This is a genomic window from Natrinema halophilum (assembly GCF_013402815.2).
GTDB lineage: Archaea > Halobacteriota > Halobacteria > Halobacteriales > Natrialbaceae > Natrinema > Natrinema halophilum.
This window is the reverse complement of the sequence record NZ_CP058601.1, coordinates 4330749-4345784: the sequence shown is the minus strand read 5'-3', so window position 1 is coordinate 4345784 and position 15036 is coordinate 4330749. Positions and strand designations below refer to the sequence as shown.

The window sequence follows — 15036 nt, the reverse complement described above, 5'->3', positions numbered from 1 at the left end:
CAGATAGACTAACCCCGATAGCCCCGCAACGATACTACCGATCACTCCGCGTCGTGATGTCATTCCTGTCCTCCGTCTGTTGTTGCCGTCTGCTGGTTATCGAACGATACCGGCGACGGATCGGGCTCCGTCGCATCAAAATCGTGCTCATAGTCTCCGAGGTCGCTAATTTCGTCGGTCGACCAATCTTGCGCATCGTCTTCGGCGGCCTCGAAGCGGTCCTTCACCGACGATTTCCGGCCCATAAGCCCACGTTCGTCGGCCTCCACGTGGAAATTCACCGTGTCCCGCTCGATCTCGACGCCCATCTTCGATATCCGCCCTCGAATCTTGTTGTAGGCGATCGCCGTTTCGATCAACTCGCTGTGGATGTCCTCGAGCATCGCTTTCACCGTTATCAGCTTCGAATCTGCGAGTTGCGAGAAATAGCATCCTGTGACGATGAGAGTCCCATTCTCGCCCTGATCGGCGTGCCAGTCGAACTCGCGAACCTCAAACGCCTCATCGCCGTTGACTCGATACGGTGCCGGCCCCTCGACGGTTTTCGAGTCCCACACGCCGGGCTCGACGTAGTACTTCTCTCGAGTATCGTCTACCCCGTTGATGTGGTAGACGTCGACCATGTTGCGATTCCTCAACCGCTTCGCGCCGGTGATGAACAAACCGAGGAGCGGCGGCCCGAGGAGCATCAGGGCCGCTATCCAGCCGTGAACGATCGGTGGGATACCTGGTATCTCGGGCCGCAACCAGACAAGCAGGATTGCGATCGACACCGACCCACCCGCGACAAGCAGCTGGGCCTCGGCGACGACGTAGGTTACTCGGTCCTTCCAGTCCCCGAACGTTGTTGATGTGTCACTCATGCTTCGATCACTCCGCTATCTTCTGACCGCACGACGTACGCTGCTCCGATCGCCGCGAATCCGACCGTGAGCAAAACGCCGCTGAATAGCCCCGTCTCTCCGCCGAAGTTCCGAAACGGGTTCCGCTGAATCTGACCGACCGATACGAACGCGCCGGTTCCCTGCTCGAGAGAGTCACGGGTTGCCAGCGCAACCCCCGCGCCGGGCCGATCCGTCACAGGCATCGTAACCGTGTTCGTCCCCTCCTCGAGCCTTACCTCTCGATAGTTGAACGAACCCGTGCCTTCCTCGAAATTGCCCGCCTCAGTCATCGAGAGACGCTTACTTGCGTTGGCCTCGACCGTGATCGTGAACATTCCGGGCCGGTAACTCCAGTCGACTATCTTCGTCTCCGTGTCGATCGGCTGGAGAAAATTATCACTCGGCGAGAGTGCGGGATTCTTCGGCGTCGAGTTCGTCGCGTTCTGCGCAGCGTCCGCCGCCTGGTCCTGTGCTGACTGCGCGCCGACTGGCGCGGCGATCGCGCCGACGCCCATGCCCATCGCCAAGATCAATACCGCGGCTGTCGCAACTCGTGTACTCAAAAATTGGCGTGTCATGGTTAGTTGCGTCCCACTATCGGGATTTGATTCATCGCGAACGATGCCACCGCGAGCAGTATCACGCCGATTATCGCTAGTCCGGTGAGGTTCCCGCCGGGTAACGATCCCCAGCCTATCCCCCCGAATAGCGACCCATCATCCGGGTCTTCCGTCTGCTCGATGATGATTTTCCGCTCGGTCTTCGCTGTCTCGAGTGCTTCGACATATGCGCTCGCGTTGTAGGTGTCATACGTTGGGTCCTGCCAGTCGACGCTATACACCTCGTTTCCTTCCGAATCCCTGATATCCGTGATCCGGAAGTTACCCTTCCAGAATGTCGCTTCGTCAGATCCTCCGTTGTAGACCATCGTGGTCGTCCCGTTGAAGTTGCTGACGTTGTACCACACTCCCTTCTGAAAGCCTCCATCTGGCGTTTCCGATGCGAACAACAGACCCTCATATGTGGCGTTGACCGAGTTGTAATCGTATCTCACAGAGTCGTTGGTCGAGTTCAGCACGCGCTCGGTTGCGCCGCCGAACTCGACTGTCATCGTCTGATTTAGATCGCCACTCGCGAGGTTGAGCGTCGATCGCAGCGCGTAATTGAATCGCTCTTCGGTTGCGTCCGAATCACCGGACATGTAGCGAACCATGCCCTCCGCGCCGCGAACGTCCGCAGGATCTAACTCACCGGAATCCAGCGCCGAATAGATGTCTTCCGCGACATTGCTATCATAGTTGTTCTGTATCGTCTCCGATTGGTTCTCGATCTCTTGCAGCCGTTCGGCGACGTACCTGTAATCGTAGGCGTCCTGTGCCTCGAGAGAGGCTGCTGGAGCGTTCATCATCGAGATTCGAGCACGCCAGTCGACGTGATCGCCACTGTTGGGCCCCGAGTTCGGGAACCGGATAACCTGCTCCGACGGCTGATAATTCTCGAGTTGCACCCGAGAATTAAATGTCACCTCATGATCGACGTATGCCCCGCCCGTCCCCTCGAAATGGAGGTACGGAGTCGTATACTCGTACTCTGTCCCATTCGCGAGCGTGTAATTGTCTGTGGCTGTCCGCCTCCAATCGACTCGAGTGATCGACGCATCGTTGTTGCTGTGATCCGCAGAATACGGTGCCAGGAACCGGTTATTGATATCCGAATGCTGTTCACTCACGTTCACCAGATAATCTATCCTGGCTGTGTGCTGTGCCTGTGTCTCGAGCAAATTGATCTGATGAGTTGCGTAATACTCGTTTATCGCCTTCTGACCGGCCGCTTGCGCCGCTGTGGCCGATTCGCCGTTTTGGTAGGCGTCCACGATCGCATTCCGCGCCTCGAGCGAGGCCAACGTCTCGGTATCCGTCAGATAGTTTTGATAAACGGTATCCATCGACTCCCATGACTCATAAGTCGTCTGTCCGCCGACGTGGATATCAACCTCGATCGCATCAGCCGTTTGCGACTCATCAATATCGTCGCCGTTGAAGTCTATCGACCCACATTGAAACGGCATCGCTAACCTCATCGTCGGCCCGTCACACGACGATAGATAATCGCCGTCTTGCGCTGCCGCCGGCTCACTCGCCGCTATCGGCGCGAGCGTCGTCGAGAGGATCATCACCACGATCGCCACCGAGGCGATCCGTCGAGCTATGGGCATGGGCTACTCCTCCCTTGTTGCGATCCACCCGGCCCCCGCGAGCAAAACGACGATCGCCGCGAGTCCGGCCGCCGAACTCGCCGCCGCTCCGTCGCCGCTGAAGAGGCCGCCGACCGATCCCTGATCGACCGACACGGAGTCCGCCGCCGAGTCGTTCGCTTCAACGATCAGCCGGTACTCGGCGCCGTCGACGAGCCCGTCACTCTCGGTATAGGTGGCGTTCGTTGTGTTTCCCGCAGACGCCGCGATCGTGTCCGAGAGGACGACCGTCGCATTCGCCGGGTCATTCTCCCACTCGGTCGCGTTGTAGAACGTGACGCTCGCCGACTCATTCGCCGGATCTGTGATTGATTCGTTCCACGCCACCGACACGGTCACGTTCGACTCGTTGTCGAACGTCACCGATTCGTTCGCCATTTCGTTCGTCGCCGCCGAGACGCTCGGCACGATCACCGCCATGCCGAAGACCGCCATCGCTAGGCAAGCCATCCCGACTACCGCCTTCGTTTTTGATGAAAAATCCATGATTGGAACCTCGTTAGTAGTAACTGATGAGGTAGTAGCCCGCGCCGTTCAGGAACAGCAAGAGCACTCCGACGTACCAGTAACTCTCGATCGCCGAGGAGACGGCCGGGACGATCGCCGAGAAGAGATTCAGCAAGACCATCCCTCCGACTATCGCCGCTTGCTCTTCTGAAAAGTCATCCCACTCACGCGCCTCATTCGATGTCCAGGCGACTCCCAGGGCGACCATCGTAAAGATGAACGCCCAGGTGATCTCGGTGCCAGACGCGCTATACAGCACGTCAGACAGATAGAACGAAATTGGATTGTCGAGGCCGATCGTGCCCAGGCCACTCAGTGAGAGTGTCGCCGCGACGAATAGCGGCGCCAGCACGGCGTCGATGAAGTCGACGCCTTCGTGATTCTTCAGTCCGCTCAGGTTTGCAGTTGCCATTGTGCAACGCAAGGCGGTCCAATTCGCCCAAAGGAAAGAGTCCGGAATACCTCGGGAATCCCAATGGTCACCAATCTTTATGAGATGGGGGGTTGCCCGCCGGATATGGCGCTGAACAAACTCCGCCAGTTGGACCGCGATTCAGTCGGGATCACACTCCCGAAAGACGACATGCGCGTCGAGGGGCTTCTCGACGAAGACGGTCGGCTCGAGGGCGATCATCACGTTCACATTCGTCACGTCGATGATGGAGAATGGTCACTCGAGCTCGTCGAGGGGATCGACACGTGATCGAGCCCGCTGGAATGGCGTCTTCAGATCCGACCCCACGGGGTCCGCCGCGAATGTATACGACGACTTCGATGTATGCACCCTACCGTGGGCTATGGGCTCGAGAGGTGCATAGAACTGGAGCCGATCCGACCAGCCCTTGCCGTGATCACGCTGGAGCCCCGCCCCCATTCAAAAAGGACTGGCCACTCACTCACCCGCGAGCAACGCGAATCACCCCCCAGTGCATACCCTCGTTTAAACCATGACCAAACGGACCAGCCTCAAACTTACCGACGAACGGCAACGGAAACTCGAGCGCGCGAGCGAGATAGTCGCCGCGGACGACTATGACGACCCGCCGATGTCCGTCGTGATTGATGCGGCTCTCGAGAACTTGATCGAGCATGAACGGAACATCGACGATGCTCGAGAAGAATACGATCCCGCAACTATTCAGGAGATTGCAAATACCTCTGTGATCGGCCTTCGATACCGAACGTCGATTGAAAGTAAGTGGCGATGATTATTTAAAAAGGAATTCAGCTTTCCCACTTTATGTCTGAAGGAGAACGAACCTCATATTGGGCGACTTCGCGCCCACGTGAAGCTGTTTGTAAGGAACTTTCATAGTCGTCATTGCCATTTTCTTCTATGGTGCGGGCTTTGTGATTTGCCAGCTTTCGTGCTTCATAGCAATATTTCTCCACGGTATCGTCACTTGCTGCTTTTTCCGCCTCTCCAAATTTTTTGGCTGCTTTATCATACAAGGTAATAGCATCCTCATTATTTCCGTTCACATGTGCATCGTGGGCTTCGCTGTATAATTCGTATCCAGTTGAATAACTATCATATGATTCACTGGTCCCACCTATGCAACCTGAAATAGATACTAACGCACTAGTTCCGATGCTAGCAATGAGACGCCGTCTTGAGGTCATGTCACTTACTATAGATTGGTGTATTATCAGTTGTTGTGAATACGATTTCTTTATTCACGGAACCGCGTGATGTTTAGTCGCCGATTCGCCTGTCATCGTTCGGATTTCTCACTCCGTTGTTTCGCCGTTCTTCTCTGAGTTCTTACACTGATCTGACCGGGGTTCGACCGGCTTCACTCGAAGCTCTCCGAAGCCGTACTTCGAGTGACTGCCGACCCGAAGGATGCCGCTCTTCGCGGTCTCGATGGGGCGGTCGCCCTCGTACTTCACGACCTGCCCGTGGTCGACGGTCTGAAGCTTGTAGACCTCCCGTTGCTCGAGGATCTTCTCCTCTCGCTCACGGAGATCCCGACGACTCTCCTTCCACCACCACGGGACGTCCTGGTCGGCGGCCTTGGGATACTCCGACTCCAGCACGAACGGCGTCGTCACCTCCACGAGGAAGGCCTCGCCGTTCTCGATCCGGGAGTAGTCCAGGTCGTCGAAGTCGACAACCTGCGTGTCCTTCAGCCGCGTGATGCCGTAGCCGTAGTTCCGCTGCTGGGTGCAGAGGAACAGGATCATAAATTGAGTTCAGAGAATTTATTCAAAGCTAACAGATTTATGCGTGCGTTTGAGGATGATGAGGTGACGTTAGACTTGGCCGATCCGCCAGAGGCTTCACAAATAACATGCACTCTACAAGGATTCGGACTACCATGAGTGTCAAACCTAACCGCAGTGGCAGTTACCTCATAGCCCCTGGGATGATGTCTGCTTCCTTCTCACGCAAGTAAGATTCTAGATCTCTGTTGAGTTCTTCATGGACATCCTCAAAAACAGGCTTCTCACCTCTCGCTGCATCCATTATTTTATGATCTGAGCCTACTGATTGCGCAACTACTTGATATTCTTCCCCATCATATTCTAGAGTGTCTATATGTTGATGGATATCTTTCGGAAGTTCTGTGTCGTTGGCCCGGTGAAATTCAATTCTTAATTCATCCCCATCGTCTTCAAGCCAGAATTGACGGATACACCAACCTCCCCCTAGACCTGCTCGGATGTTTTCAACATCAACGACTACAAGGAGAAATCCAGTGTGTGGATATGAAAACTCTGACTCTAATGATTCAAAATTCTGAGTTAGTAATCTTTGGTATTCTTTTGGATAATTAGTGTAATAACTCTCTGCATTTTTGACAATTGCTTCATCCGTGTAGAAATCCCAGATTGTATCTGTAGACCCAACGTCATCTCTTGTTCTATCCCTTTCTGCATAGGGCTTTGTTATCGTAGCCTGTGGGCTATCTTCAAGGACATCGAGCATTCTCTCCAGGATTTCTTGGTCGAAATTGGGTCCGTGGATTCGATGCTTCGGTGGATCATTCGAGGCTTCCTGAGTCTGCTCCTGCGCAGATTCGTGGATTCTTGCAAATCGAGGCTCCTCTTCTCGATCTAAGTAACCCTCCAGATGGACCCCCACTTCGCCAATACTGTGGTCCTGAAGAAGACCACGAATTTCCTCGGTAAGCCAAAATTGTAGATAGCGATAGTATCCTTCCCTAATGTCACTTATTTCATATTCAGAACTTCGTTGTATCCCCAGTAATGATGCATATTTGTGGACAAACGGATATACATATTCTTCTGCAAGAAATGTACAACTGGAGTAGTTGAGGTTCCTGTCTTCAATCTGTTTTTCAACTTCTTTTTTTATAGCATTGTAAGCAAACCGCTCTGGCTCTCTTTCAATTGGATTGCCTGCAACACCCCTCCGTCTCGAAGCACCCAACCGATGGATCTCCTCCCAGTCCGGGTCTACATCCCGTATCTGCGCATCATTTTCATCGCTTTCGATTGGATATAGGGTATAGTGTAGGCTTTCCACCCCATAATCAATACTCCCGAATCCAAATTTCCAAACGCTAGGATATTGGTTCTCTTTTATAGTCTGGAAGTCTGTATTTAATAGATTGTGTAACTTGTCCAAGAATCTATGAATGTTTTCAAATCGCTCTTCCGATTTTCCAATTGCTGGATTAGCTCTTTTCCTTAGCTCCTCATACTCGTCATAGTTTTCTATCCTCTTTTTTGTATCTTCTATCACCTGTATCCAATCGTTCCTATACCCACTCTCTTCGGCAATCTTGTTCTCTTCGTCAAATGGGACTGTTTTAGATTTTTGAGAGTCTAGATTTTCTTCCTCAAACCACTCCGATGTTATGTGCTTCCAGTATCCTACTTCATGATCAACGTCAACGGCAATCAAAACAAAGGGGTCTGTGACCGTACGGCAGTAGGCAAGATGTTTTGTCTCTACCTGTTTTCGTGGAGGGTCACGCATCTCATCTGGCAACTTCTTGACTTGAACAACAATTCGGCCTATAGGGGTTCCGTCCGAATCTACGAGCTCAATATGCCCATCGTGATTAGGGACTTTGTCCCGCGAGTCAATATGGGATTTAATTTCGTCTGGAAATAGCTGTTCCAGAACCTCTATTGTAGCTTGCTCATCTGTATCCGAGTCTGGGTAAGAGGCGGGAGATACCCTACCGTCATCCTGCCCTGTCATTCAACGTATTAGATAGAGAGAAAACTCATTAATCCTTGCTTGTCATAAACCACCTACTGGCTTTGCTACAGGTTTCTAACCGATAGAAGAGTTTGAGGAGCTGTGCTACGAGTTGGACGAGCTGGTACTCCGCAAAGTGTACGGTCTGGACGCGTCGGCGTAGGACGTCGTTGATGAGTACCTGAAGATCTGGTAGTCTGTCGGGGTTAGTTGTCCGCCTCGGAAGTATTCTCTTCATCGAACGGCTCGATGTTCCAGCTGAATCGGTAGTCGAGGTAGTACGGACGGGTGATGACGGCGGCGAGGACGATGACCGCGATGGCATCAAGGATCAATAGTCCGACGCCGATTGCCTCCAGACTGCCTCCTAGTTGGAACTGCTGACGGAGGAACGACGAGAGGGAGCCGAGGCGGTCAAAGAGGAGAACGACGAAGACCACCGAAAAGAGGGTGGAGATGACGGTGACGAATCGGGAGGCGGTCTTCTTGTCTGTCTGAATGTCGAGGAAGGTGTTGATCTTCCCTTCGATCTTGCCGGTCATGTCCTTGATTACCGGGGTCTGCTCAGCGGACTCGATGCGATTGTCGGCGAAGTGGTGAACGTGCCAGCCGGGTGTTTTCTGGCAATGGCAGACGATGTAGTCGCTCTCATCCTTGGACGCGACGAAATCAGTTTTTCCGGTGTCGATTCCGTACTGAGTGGTCTCCACCGGGCACACCTCGCCAACCTCTCGGCGCACCTCGTACCCAGAGTCGGAGAAGTACTGGCGGAGGCTTTGCCGCACCCTGTCCCGGAAGTCCTCAAGTGGCTTGTACTCGTAGAAGTCAGCCCCGATCGTCTCCTTCAGGCGTTTCACGTCGCGGGTGAGCTGTTCACGGAAGCCGTCCTCCAGAAACTGTCGCCACGAGTAGCAGTACTCGCGCTCGACGGCGGTGTGATCACCGAAGAAGGAGACGCCGAACTCCAGTGCGAGTGGCTCGAAGTCGTACCGGTCGAAGTCGTCCCTGTCGAAGAAGCACTGAAAGGTGATCTCAGATCTGTCGATCCTCGCCGTGAGGGCGTGTCTGGTGGGGGTCAAGGTCTCCAGCTCAACAGAGTCAAACACGTCTCCGTCGCGCAGGGTCCTGACCCAGTCCTCCACGAGTGCCTCGGGTTCGAGATTGTAGATGGTGGTCTCGGCCTCCCTTTCCTCGTGGCACCCGCAGGACGAGACCGGGATGCTGTGCTTCTCGCAGCGTCGTTCCGCCGAGACTGAGAAGTATGAGTTGAGGGAGGGGACGATGTCGCGCTCGATGCCGAGGTAGTCTGCGTACTGGTGCAGTTGCTCACCGCGGTACTCGAGGGTGGAGACATCGCTCACCTCGGCCCGGTAGAAGGCTTCTTCTAGTACGTCGGCCTCATCGGCTAAGATCATACTTCTCGGTGGCGTACTCGATGACGTCGGCCGGACTGTCCCAGTCCTGAATGAGGAGATGGTGGAGGTGGTTGGAAAGGGCGTCGAAGTCGATGTCGGGTCTATCGAGTCTGTGGCTAGCGTAGTCGTTGAAGAACGCCTCTATCTTGCCGTCGTACTCGTAGAAGTCGTCAACCTCGGTCACACCGTCCACGTCCTCAACAGCCGGGACTCCATCGTCGCAGAGCTTGATTCCGATGTTGGCGATCATGGACTTGTAGAGCCGGAGTTCCTCCGTCTGCGTGTCCTGCTCGCCGAAGTAGGTCTCGATGAGGGTATCGAGAGCGCGGTTGGTGTCGCTGACGTGGCTGTTGAGCATGGTAGACGACCGCCCCCGAAACTTCACGCCGGCGTAGGAGCGGATGAGTTCGACGAATGGGGTGAGGAACTCCTTGTACCCCCGGATGGTGTGGATTTCCTCTACGATAGCGTCGAGGAGGTCTGCCGGGACGGGCTTTGAGGTGGTCAGGTGACCGTCGTCGAAGATGCGGAGCATCACGTCCTCCTCGTCGCCGGCGTCGGCATGGGGATGATCGACGTAGAACTTGACCTTCCTGATTTGTCCCGCGTCGTCGGCGGCGCGGACGAGTTCGGTGTCGAAGATGTCCTCGTCGTGCTGACCGGTATAGTCGGCGGTGTCTACGCCGGCGATCTCGATGGTGTACCCCAGACCGGAGATTTCTCCCTCCATCTCCTGTAGGAGGAAGAGCAGTTCCGTCTCGTTCAGGTCAAGGAGGCTTGTCTCGCCGACGCCCGTCGACGGCCCCGACCGTCCCATCTCGGTGACGGTCTTCGCAATATCAGTCTTCAGTCCGTCGGCGATTTTCGAGTAGTTGGAGACAGCGACGAGGCCGGTCTCCGTGTACACCCTCGCCTCGACTCGGTACCGAGCCGGAGCCTTAATCTTGTAGTTTTCGCCGTACTGCTCGACTGTCTGGCCGGACTCCTTGTTGATGATCTGAATCGGGATCTTCTCGTCCGGGTTGATGTCCTCTAGCCTCGCAGTCGTTCGGTACTGCATGTCCACGGAGTCTGAGTCGCTGTCGCTATCGGTCAGGACGATGGGTTCGACGAGCGAGTCGAAGTCGGAGTCGATTCGATCTCCGCGGTAGTGTTCGGCCCGCCGTGAAAGTTCGTCGTGGGAAATCGACTCCTCCGCGACGAACAGCTGCATATTGAACTTGTCGCCCTCGGTGCCGTAGCTGTCGAAAAGCGTGGAGACGAATCGGTGGTATTCGGACGTATCGAGCTTCTCCTCGGCTTCCTCAAAGAAGTCCCTCTTCCCGATACGTTTCAGGTCTTGCTCGGAGAGATCTAGTTCGCTGAGACGTCTGTTGATCTCGGGAGTCTCGGGAGAGATGTTCGGGGTGGGGATGCGTCTGATCTTCTCGTCGATGGAGTATCCATCCCTGAACAGGAAGCGATCAGTCGTCATACCGGTTCTCCGCGTAGAGCGGGGACTTCTCCACCTGTCCGTCGATCATGTTCTGCATGTAGCTGAGGTGGCGGGAGGTCTCCTTGATGAGATCGTGGGGCTGGGTCACGGAGTCGATTGCCTCCTGCACGTCGCGTTGCTTGACGGTCTTCCTATCGTCGTCCTCGGCCTCTTTGGCCGCCTCCAGCCAGATGCGTTCGGCGATGAAATCGAGGTGGTGGTGGAGTTCGTCCACGGCGTCCGATCCCGCCCGCATGTCGGACTGTTCCTTCACGAAATTCTTGAGAGAGTGGGGTTTGACCGGGGACGCTGGGCTATTAGAGTCCTCCTCATCACCTGTCATGAGTGCATCCATACAGTCATATCAATTAGTCTTTTTCACCGATTCGTGGTGGCCAGCAGTCAACCGTCCAGTTGACCGTTAGACGGGGATACTCCACTGCCCCGGAAACGCCGATATATTCAGAATATTATAACTCCTGAGGAGTAAGATAATCCCACCAAGATTGGTGGGAAAGTAACCCTGCCAGATTCAAATCTTCTGTGAATAGATAGGCCGTATTCACACCAACTGTTATCTAATCACTGCTAATTATCAGGATTGAGAATTAGTCATGATCGGTATGAGAAAGATCATCTACACTGAGTTTACCTTCAAGAAATTGCTCTCCACGGTCGGACAAACTATAGAATGGGTGAGATCCCGATTCCTCATCCACATTAACGAGTCCATGCTCGACGAGAGCACTAAGTCGCTTACTGGTATATCCACGGCTGAGGCCAGTATTGCGGGCAATATTATTTGGTGTTAATTCGAGAGACTTTGGTGGACCCAGTAGCTGAAGGATCGCTTGATCTGCTGCTTTCATCCAGTCCACCCGCCGGTACATTCGTTTCTATAATTGCACATATCCCGTATTACCTGTTCGGTCGGGGATAAAATAACACGTTTCCATGCTCTATAGATGACGAAGTCGTGAGGTAGTATTAAGTAGCCCCTGTGTCTGTGTGAGCGCAACGGAAGCCAGACGAACCCGCTGCTGCTCAGTTGGGTTCTCAAGAGAAAGCGGAGCCGGTGTAGATGGCACCGGCCGCCTGGCTTCCGTATCAATGGTACGGAAGCATGCAATCGCACGAAGCTACGGGGGATAAAGTCCCCGATAGAACGGATAGCATAGTTCACGGCCCAAAGCCCATGGTCCCTTCGGATACCGATTTTGGAAGTATCGGAAGGACGCTGAAACCCGGCGCAACATTCACGAGAGCGTGTCAGTCACCGGAATACACCCTTTTTGGAAGTATCGGAATTCGGCTTCCAACCACTAAGAAGGGAGAGAACAGCCGTTACAATCGACTGACGGACAGCGACCGCACGCGCTCCTTGTTCCACCAGGCAGCGCGCGCGGTGAGTCCGCGGTCCCACAACAGTGAGACCATGATCAAAAAGAGACGCTACAACGGTAAATGTGCCGAATATTGTAACTGGAATTATGCTCTCGAGGTGGGACGATGAGCCTCGAGCTTGCTCGAATCGGTGAATGCGACACTCCGCTGTGTGAGGATGACGCCGAGACGATCACACCAGAGGGGTACGTCTGCTCGAGTTGCGCGTCGGAGATCGCGGCCGAATACGATCAGGCGAGCGAGCGTAATCACACAGAACAGAGGGCAAGCCGATGAAATGCCCAGATTGCGGCAGCGGCCGTGTCCACCCGTCCGGCGGGTGTCCGTTCTGCCCGGAATGTGGTTGGTCGAAATGCGGAGGGGGTCGGGCATGAGCGACGATCTCCAGGCGATCGCACCATCAGACGCTGTCGAATTGCACCTCGACGCGATGAAGGACGGCTCCGCTGAATGGACGCAGACGAGCCACAAGAGCGATCTTCGGGCGTTCGTCGAGTGGTGCCGGCAAGAGGGTGGCATCGACAACATGAACGAACTGAATGGACGTCATCTCTACCAGTTCCGCGTCTGGAGACGCGAGGGCGGCTACTCGAACGGGCAAGACGAAGAGATCGCCAAAAAGACACTGCACTCGAATCTCACCACCGTTCGCGCATTCCTTCAATTCTGTAGCGACATCGAAGCCGTGCCGGAGGATCTGTACCTCAAAGTACCGTTGCCGGATCTATCGCTCGGTGACGAAGTGAGCGATAGCAAGATCGTGCCTGAACGAGTTCCACCGATTCTCGAGTATTTGTCGCGCTATGAGTACGCAAGTCGGGATCACGTCATCTGGACGTTGATCTGGGAATCCGGAGCTCGCCTCGGTGGAATCCGTGCCATCGATCTACAGGATTGCGAACTCGAGGGGCGAACGCCGGGAATCGACTTCGTTCACCGGCCAGAGAGCAAGACACCACTGAAGAACAACGAGCAGGGTGAGCGCTACAACCGGATCACCGAAGAAACCGCGCGGATGGTCCAAGATTTTATCGATGGACCGCGATCGGACGTGAGGGATGGGCATGGGCGGGACCCCCTCATTACAACGAAGCAAGGGCGGGTGAGCCGCAGCTGCGTTCGAGATACGGTCTACAGGTGGACGCGACCGTGCCATCGTGGCGAGGAGTGTCCTCACGATCGTGATACCGACACCTGTGAAGCGATCGACCATACGCACATGAGCAAGTGCCCCTCGAGCCGGTCACCCCACGACGTCCGAAAGGCGAGGGTGACGAAGTACAGAAATGACGGGGTACCACGAGGTGTCGTTTCCGATCGCCTCGACGCCTCGGAAGAGATTCTCGACAAGCATTACGACCGTGCTAGCCGGCGCGAGCGAGCAGCGCGACGCTGGAAAATAATCAATAAGTGATTCCTATGAAAACTGGAAGCAAGCAGACAGATACGACTCGTACACTCAACCCCTGCAGCGCCCATGTTTTGAGGTGTGTCATCGCCCGACAGCGACGGTGCAATCCATTTATCGAGCGCAGCGCCGTTGCTTTCGTTCGATGGTTGAAATCGGGAGTGGCTTCCACCGGGATTTGCGTACAGTCAAACTGGCCAGAACGAAGAAAATCAATCGCTGATTGACGTAGAATTCGTGTGGAACCGGATGGGAATGCTGACTATCGCGGATATATCCAACAGAGAATTGACTTCGTTGATGCAGGAACTCGGTGCACAGGAGAAATTCAGGAATTCAGTCACGTAACCAGGACTGTCCCCACCATGCCCTGGCCAACGTGAGGAATGCAGACGTAGACGTACTCACCCGGCACCTCGAAGGTGTGCTCGTAGGTCTCTCCCAGCGGGACGACCGTCCCTTGTGGTGACTCGCCTGGGTCGTAGCTGGCGAACGGTTCTGCGTCATCCGGTAGCCTCACCTTGTCACTATCGTCCGATCGGCAGCAGACGTTGTGCCCGCTCGTCGGAAAGCCCCACGTTACGGTTTCACCAACCGATACGGTCAGGTCCTCGGGCTCAAAGACGAGCTGTCCATCTGGCCCTGCAACCACGTCGGCGTTTGGGAACGAGGACTGCCACGAGCAACCGGCGATGCCTCCAACGAGACTGGTTGCTCCGACTGCGAGCGCTTCACGGCGGCCGAGAGTTCCATGGCCCAATTGGGTCACGATTCGGACCCCCCTGCCCATTCTGAAAGCCGAAGATAGGGATTTGAAGGCTTGTATTCGAGCCCTTGCTCCCACCGAATCTGAAGATGAATCGTCTTGATCCGGCCTGGATTAGCGGGTTGAGACACGTTTACGGAGTCGGGTCGACCGCCGTTTCTGTGCTATCGGTAGGGATGCCCGTACTCTGGAGAGTAAACCCGACCCCGAGGTAGCCGACGGCGTGCCCGATGTCGATAACGAAGTGGGGTGCGGCGTTCGTTATCAGGAGGAGGAATCCCGTGGCCGGTATCAACAGGAGAACGCCGGTGATCCGCGAGTGGATGCCTGCCTGAAGGCTAGCGATGCCGAACGAAGCGAACGCCAGGAGCATCGACGCGATGACCACCATTGGAAGCGCTGCAAGTACCTCGGGCAGGGTTATCCCTATAACTTGAGTAGCGATGCCTCGTAGAATAATCACGGGCCACCCCACGACAGGAATCACAGCCACGACCACAGCGGCTCGTGCTAATTGAGATGTCCGGTTGGCGAGGGCGGGATACAACCCGAGCAGACCAACCCCGCCGAAGAAGAATCCGGCGGGACCGATGAGACCTTGCACCGGCGGGAATGATGTCCCGACGAACGTCCTGAGGGCCGTGTTCGCTGCGAAGACGACTAGTAGACCACCGCCAAGGAGGAACAACGTCGAACTCTTTCCATCGAGCGATTTAAATGCTCCCTCGGGTTCGGTCATTGCGCGTC

Annotated in this window: 17 protein-coding genes and 1 pseudogene; 4 read left to right on the top strand and 14 right to left on the bottom strand. The window is 55.1% G+C overall.

The genetic code is table 11. The features are described from left to right. Positions 1–59: 59 nt before the first annotated feature. Genes HYG82_RS41720 through HYG82_RS41700 form a run of 5 tightly spaced genes read right to left on the bottom strand, consistent with a single transcriptional unit; the run spans position 60 to position 4057 of the window. Positions 60–863 carry a hypothetical protein gene (locus HYG82_RS41720; RefSeq protein ID WP_179264251.1) on the bottom strand — a complete coding sequence of 268 codons (804 nt, stop codon included), beginning with the start codon at positions 861–863 and terminating at the stop codon, positions 60–62. Further along, positions 860–1462, bottom strand: a complete 603-nt coding sequence (locus HYG82_RS41715) for a DUF8063 family protein (protein ID WP_179264249.1) — start codon at positions 1460–1462, stop codon at positions 860–862. The genes HYG82_RS41720 and HYG82_RS41715 overlap by 4 nt, the downstream gene beginning before the upstream one ends. A 2-nt stretch (positions 1463–1464) precedes the next feature. Then, entirely contained in the window at positions 1465–3099 is a 1635-nt protein-coding gene (locus HYG82_RS41710) for an Env/VP5 family phage fusion protein (RefSeq protein WP_179264247.1), read from the bottom strand. 3 nt (positions 3100–3102) lie between these two features. Next, positions 3103–3624 carry a PGF-CTERM sorting domain-containing protein gene (locus tag HYG82_RS41705; RefSeq protein WP_179264245.1) on the bottom strand — a complete coding sequence of 174 codons (522 nt, stop codon included), beginning with the start codon at positions 3622–3624 and terminating at the stop codon, positions 3103–3105. A gap of 13 nt (positions 3625–3637) precedes the next feature. Next, positions 3638–4057: a DUF8023 family protein gene (locus tag HYG82_RS41700; protein ID WP_179264243.1), complete on the bottom strand. Its 420-nt coding sequence runs from the start codon at positions 4055–4057 to the stop codon at positions 3638–3640. Between the two features lie 105 nt (positions 4058–4162). Between HYG82_RS41700 and HYG82_RS41695 the strand changes: the two genes are divergently transcribed. Both HYG82_RS41695 and HYG82_RS41690 read left to right on the top strand, forming a co-directional pair. Beyond that, on the top strand, positions 4163–4348 hold the full coding sequence (locus tag HYG82_RS41695) for a DUF8053 family protein (RefSeq protein ID WP_179264241.1): 186 nt from the start codon (positions 4163–4165) through the stop codon (positions 4346–4348). 244 nt (positions 4349–4592) lie between these two features. Next, positions 4593–4853 (top strand): DUF7386 family protein, encoded by a 261-nt coding sequence (locus HYG82_RS41690; RefSeq protein ID WP_179264239.1) that lies wholly within the window; start codon positions 4593–4595, stop codon positions 4851–4853. 16 nt (positions 4854–4869) lie between these two features. Here the strand turns inward: HYG82_RS41690 and HYG82_RS41685 are convergent, their stop codons facing one another. The 7 genes and pseudogenes from HYG82_RS41685 to HYG82_RS44745 form a co-directional block, all read right to left on the bottom strand. Beyond that, a complete protein-coding gene (locus HYG82_RS41685; protein ID WP_235217770.1) occupies positions 4870–5127 on the bottom strand; it encodes a hypothetical protein in 258 nt (85 codons plus the stop codon). Positions 5128–5376: 249 nt separating this feature from the next. Continuing rightward, positions 5377–5808: pseudogene (locus HYG82_RS41680) on the bottom strand (hypothetical protein); the annotation flags it as partial. Positions 5809–5995: 187 nt separating this feature from the next. Beyond that, positions 5996–7822 carry a DUF4365 domain-containing protein gene (locus HYG82_RS41675; protein ID WP_179264235.1) on the bottom strand — a complete coding sequence of 609 codons (1827 nt, stop codon included), beginning with the start codon at positions 7820–7822 and terminating at the stop codon, positions 5996–5998. 206 nt (positions 7823–8028) lie between these two features. Further along, on the bottom strand, positions 8029–9237 hold the full coding sequence (locus HYG82_RS41670; RefSeq protein WP_179264233.1) for a hypothetical protein: 1209 nt from the start codon (positions 9235–9237) through the stop codon (positions 8029–8031). Next, positions 9221–10711 (bottom strand): hypothetical protein, encoded by a 1491-nt coding sequence (locus HYG82_RS41665; protein WP_179264231.1) that lies wholly within the window; start codon positions 10709–10711, stop codon positions 9221–9223. The genes HYG82_RS41670 and HYG82_RS41665 overlap by 17 nt, the downstream gene beginning before the upstream one ends. Then, on the bottom strand, positions 10701–11054 hold the full coding sequence (locus HYG82_RS41660; protein WP_179264229.1) for a histone-like protein: 354 nt from the start codon (positions 11052–11054) through the stop codon (positions 10701–10703). The genes HYG82_RS41665 and HYG82_RS41660 overlap by 11 nt, the downstream gene beginning before the upstream one ends. A 265-nt stretch (positions 11055–11319) precedes the next feature. After that, positions 11320–11580 (bottom strand): winged helix-turn-helix domain-containing protein, encoded by a 261-nt coding sequence (locus tag HYG82_RS44745; RefSeq protein WP_179264227.1) that lies wholly within the window; start codon positions 11578–11580, stop codon positions 11320–11322. A gap of 640 nt (positions 11581–12220) precedes the next feature. Here HYG82_RS44745 and HYG82_RS41655 point away from each other — a divergent pair. Beyond that, positions 12221–12391, top strand: a complete 171-nt coding sequence (locus HYG82_RS41655; RefSeq protein ID WP_179264226.1) for a hypothetical protein — start codon at positions 12221–12223, stop codon at positions 12389–12391. Between the two features lie 94 nt (positions 12392–12485). After that, entirely contained in the window at positions 12486–13529 is a 1044-nt protein-coding gene (locus HYG82_RS41650; protein WP_179264224.1) for a tyrosine-type recombinase/integrase, read from the top strand. Between the two features lie 334 nt (positions 13530–13863). Here HYG82_RS41650 and HYG82_RS41645 read toward each other — a convergent pair whose 3' ends face one another. Continuing rightward, a complete protein-coding gene (locus HYG82_RS41645) occupies positions 13864–14292 on the bottom strand; it encodes a plastocyanin/azurin family copper-binding protein (RefSeq protein ID WP_218834197.1) in 429 nt (142 codons plus the stop codon). Positions 14293–14422: 130 nt separating this feature from the next. Then, complete coding sequence (locus tag HYG82_RS41640) at positions 14423–15028, bottom strand: hypothetical protein (RefSeq protein ID WP_179264220.1); 606 nt, start codon at positions 15026–15028, stop codon at positions 14423–14425. Positions 15029–15036: the final 8 nt, after the last annotated feature.

Bases quoted from the DNA above. Each gene is read 5' to 3' on its own strand.
- HYG82_RS41675 (WP_179264235.1), bottom strand. From the start codon at position 7,822: ATGACAGGGCAGGATGACGGTAGGGTATCTCCCGCCTCTTACCCAGAC.
- HYG82_RS41665 (WP_179264231.1), bottom strand. From the start codon at position 10,711: ATGACGACTGATCGCTTCCTGTTCAGGGATGGATACTCCATCGACGAG.
- HYG82_RS41720 (WP_179264251.1), bottom strand. From the start codon at position 863: ATGAGTGACACATCAACAACGTTCGGGGACTGGAAGGACCGAGTAACC.
- HYG82_RS41650 (WP_179264224.1), top strand. From the start codon at position 12,486: ATGAGCGACGATCTCCAGGCGATCGCACCATCAGACGCTGTCGAATTG.
- HYG82_RS41655 (WP_179264226.1), top strand. From the start codon at position 12,221: ATGAGCCTCGAGCTTGCTCGAATCGGTGAATGCGACACTCCGCTGTGT.
- HYG82_RS41710 (WP_179264247.1), bottom strand. From the start codon at position 3,099: ATGCCCATAGCTCGACGGATCGCCTCGGTGGCGATCGTGGTGATGATC.
- HYG82_RS41700 (WP_179264243.1), bottom strand. From the start codon at position 4,057: ATGGCAACTGCAAACCTGAGCGGACTGAAGAATCACGAAGGCGTCGAC.
- HYG82_RS41670 (WP_179264233.1), bottom strand. From the start codon at position 9,237: ATGATCTTAGCCGATGAGGCCGACGTACTAGAAGAAGCCTTCTACCGG.
- HYG82_RS41690 (WP_179264239.1), top strand. From the start codon at position 4,593: ATGACCAAACGGACCAGCCTCAAACTTACCGACGAACGGCAACGGAAA.
- HYG82_RS44745 (WP_179264227.1), bottom strand. From the start codon at position 11,580: ATGAAAGCAGCAGATCAAGCGATCCTTCAGCTACTGGGTCCACCAAAG.
- HYG82_RS41705 (WP_179264245.1), bottom strand. From the start codon at position 3,624: ATGGATTTTTCATCAAAAACGAAGGCGGTAGTCGGGATGGCTTGCCTA.
- HYG82_RS41660 (WP_179264229.1), bottom strand. From the start codon at position 11,054: ATGACAGGTGATGAGGAGGACTCTAATAGCCCAGCGTCCCCGGTCAAA.
- HYG82_RS41640 (WP_179264220.1), bottom strand. From the start codon at position 15,028: ATGACCGAACCCGAGGGAGCATTTAAATCGCTCGATGGAAAGAGTTCG.
- HYG82_RS41715 (WP_179264249.1), bottom strand. From the start codon at position 1,462: ATGACACGCCAATTTTTGAGTACACGAGTTGCGACAGCCGCGGTATTG.
- HYG82_RS41695 (WP_179264241.1), top strand. From the start codon at position 4,163: ATGGCGCTGAACAAACTCCGCCAGTTGGACCGCGATTCAGTCGGGATC.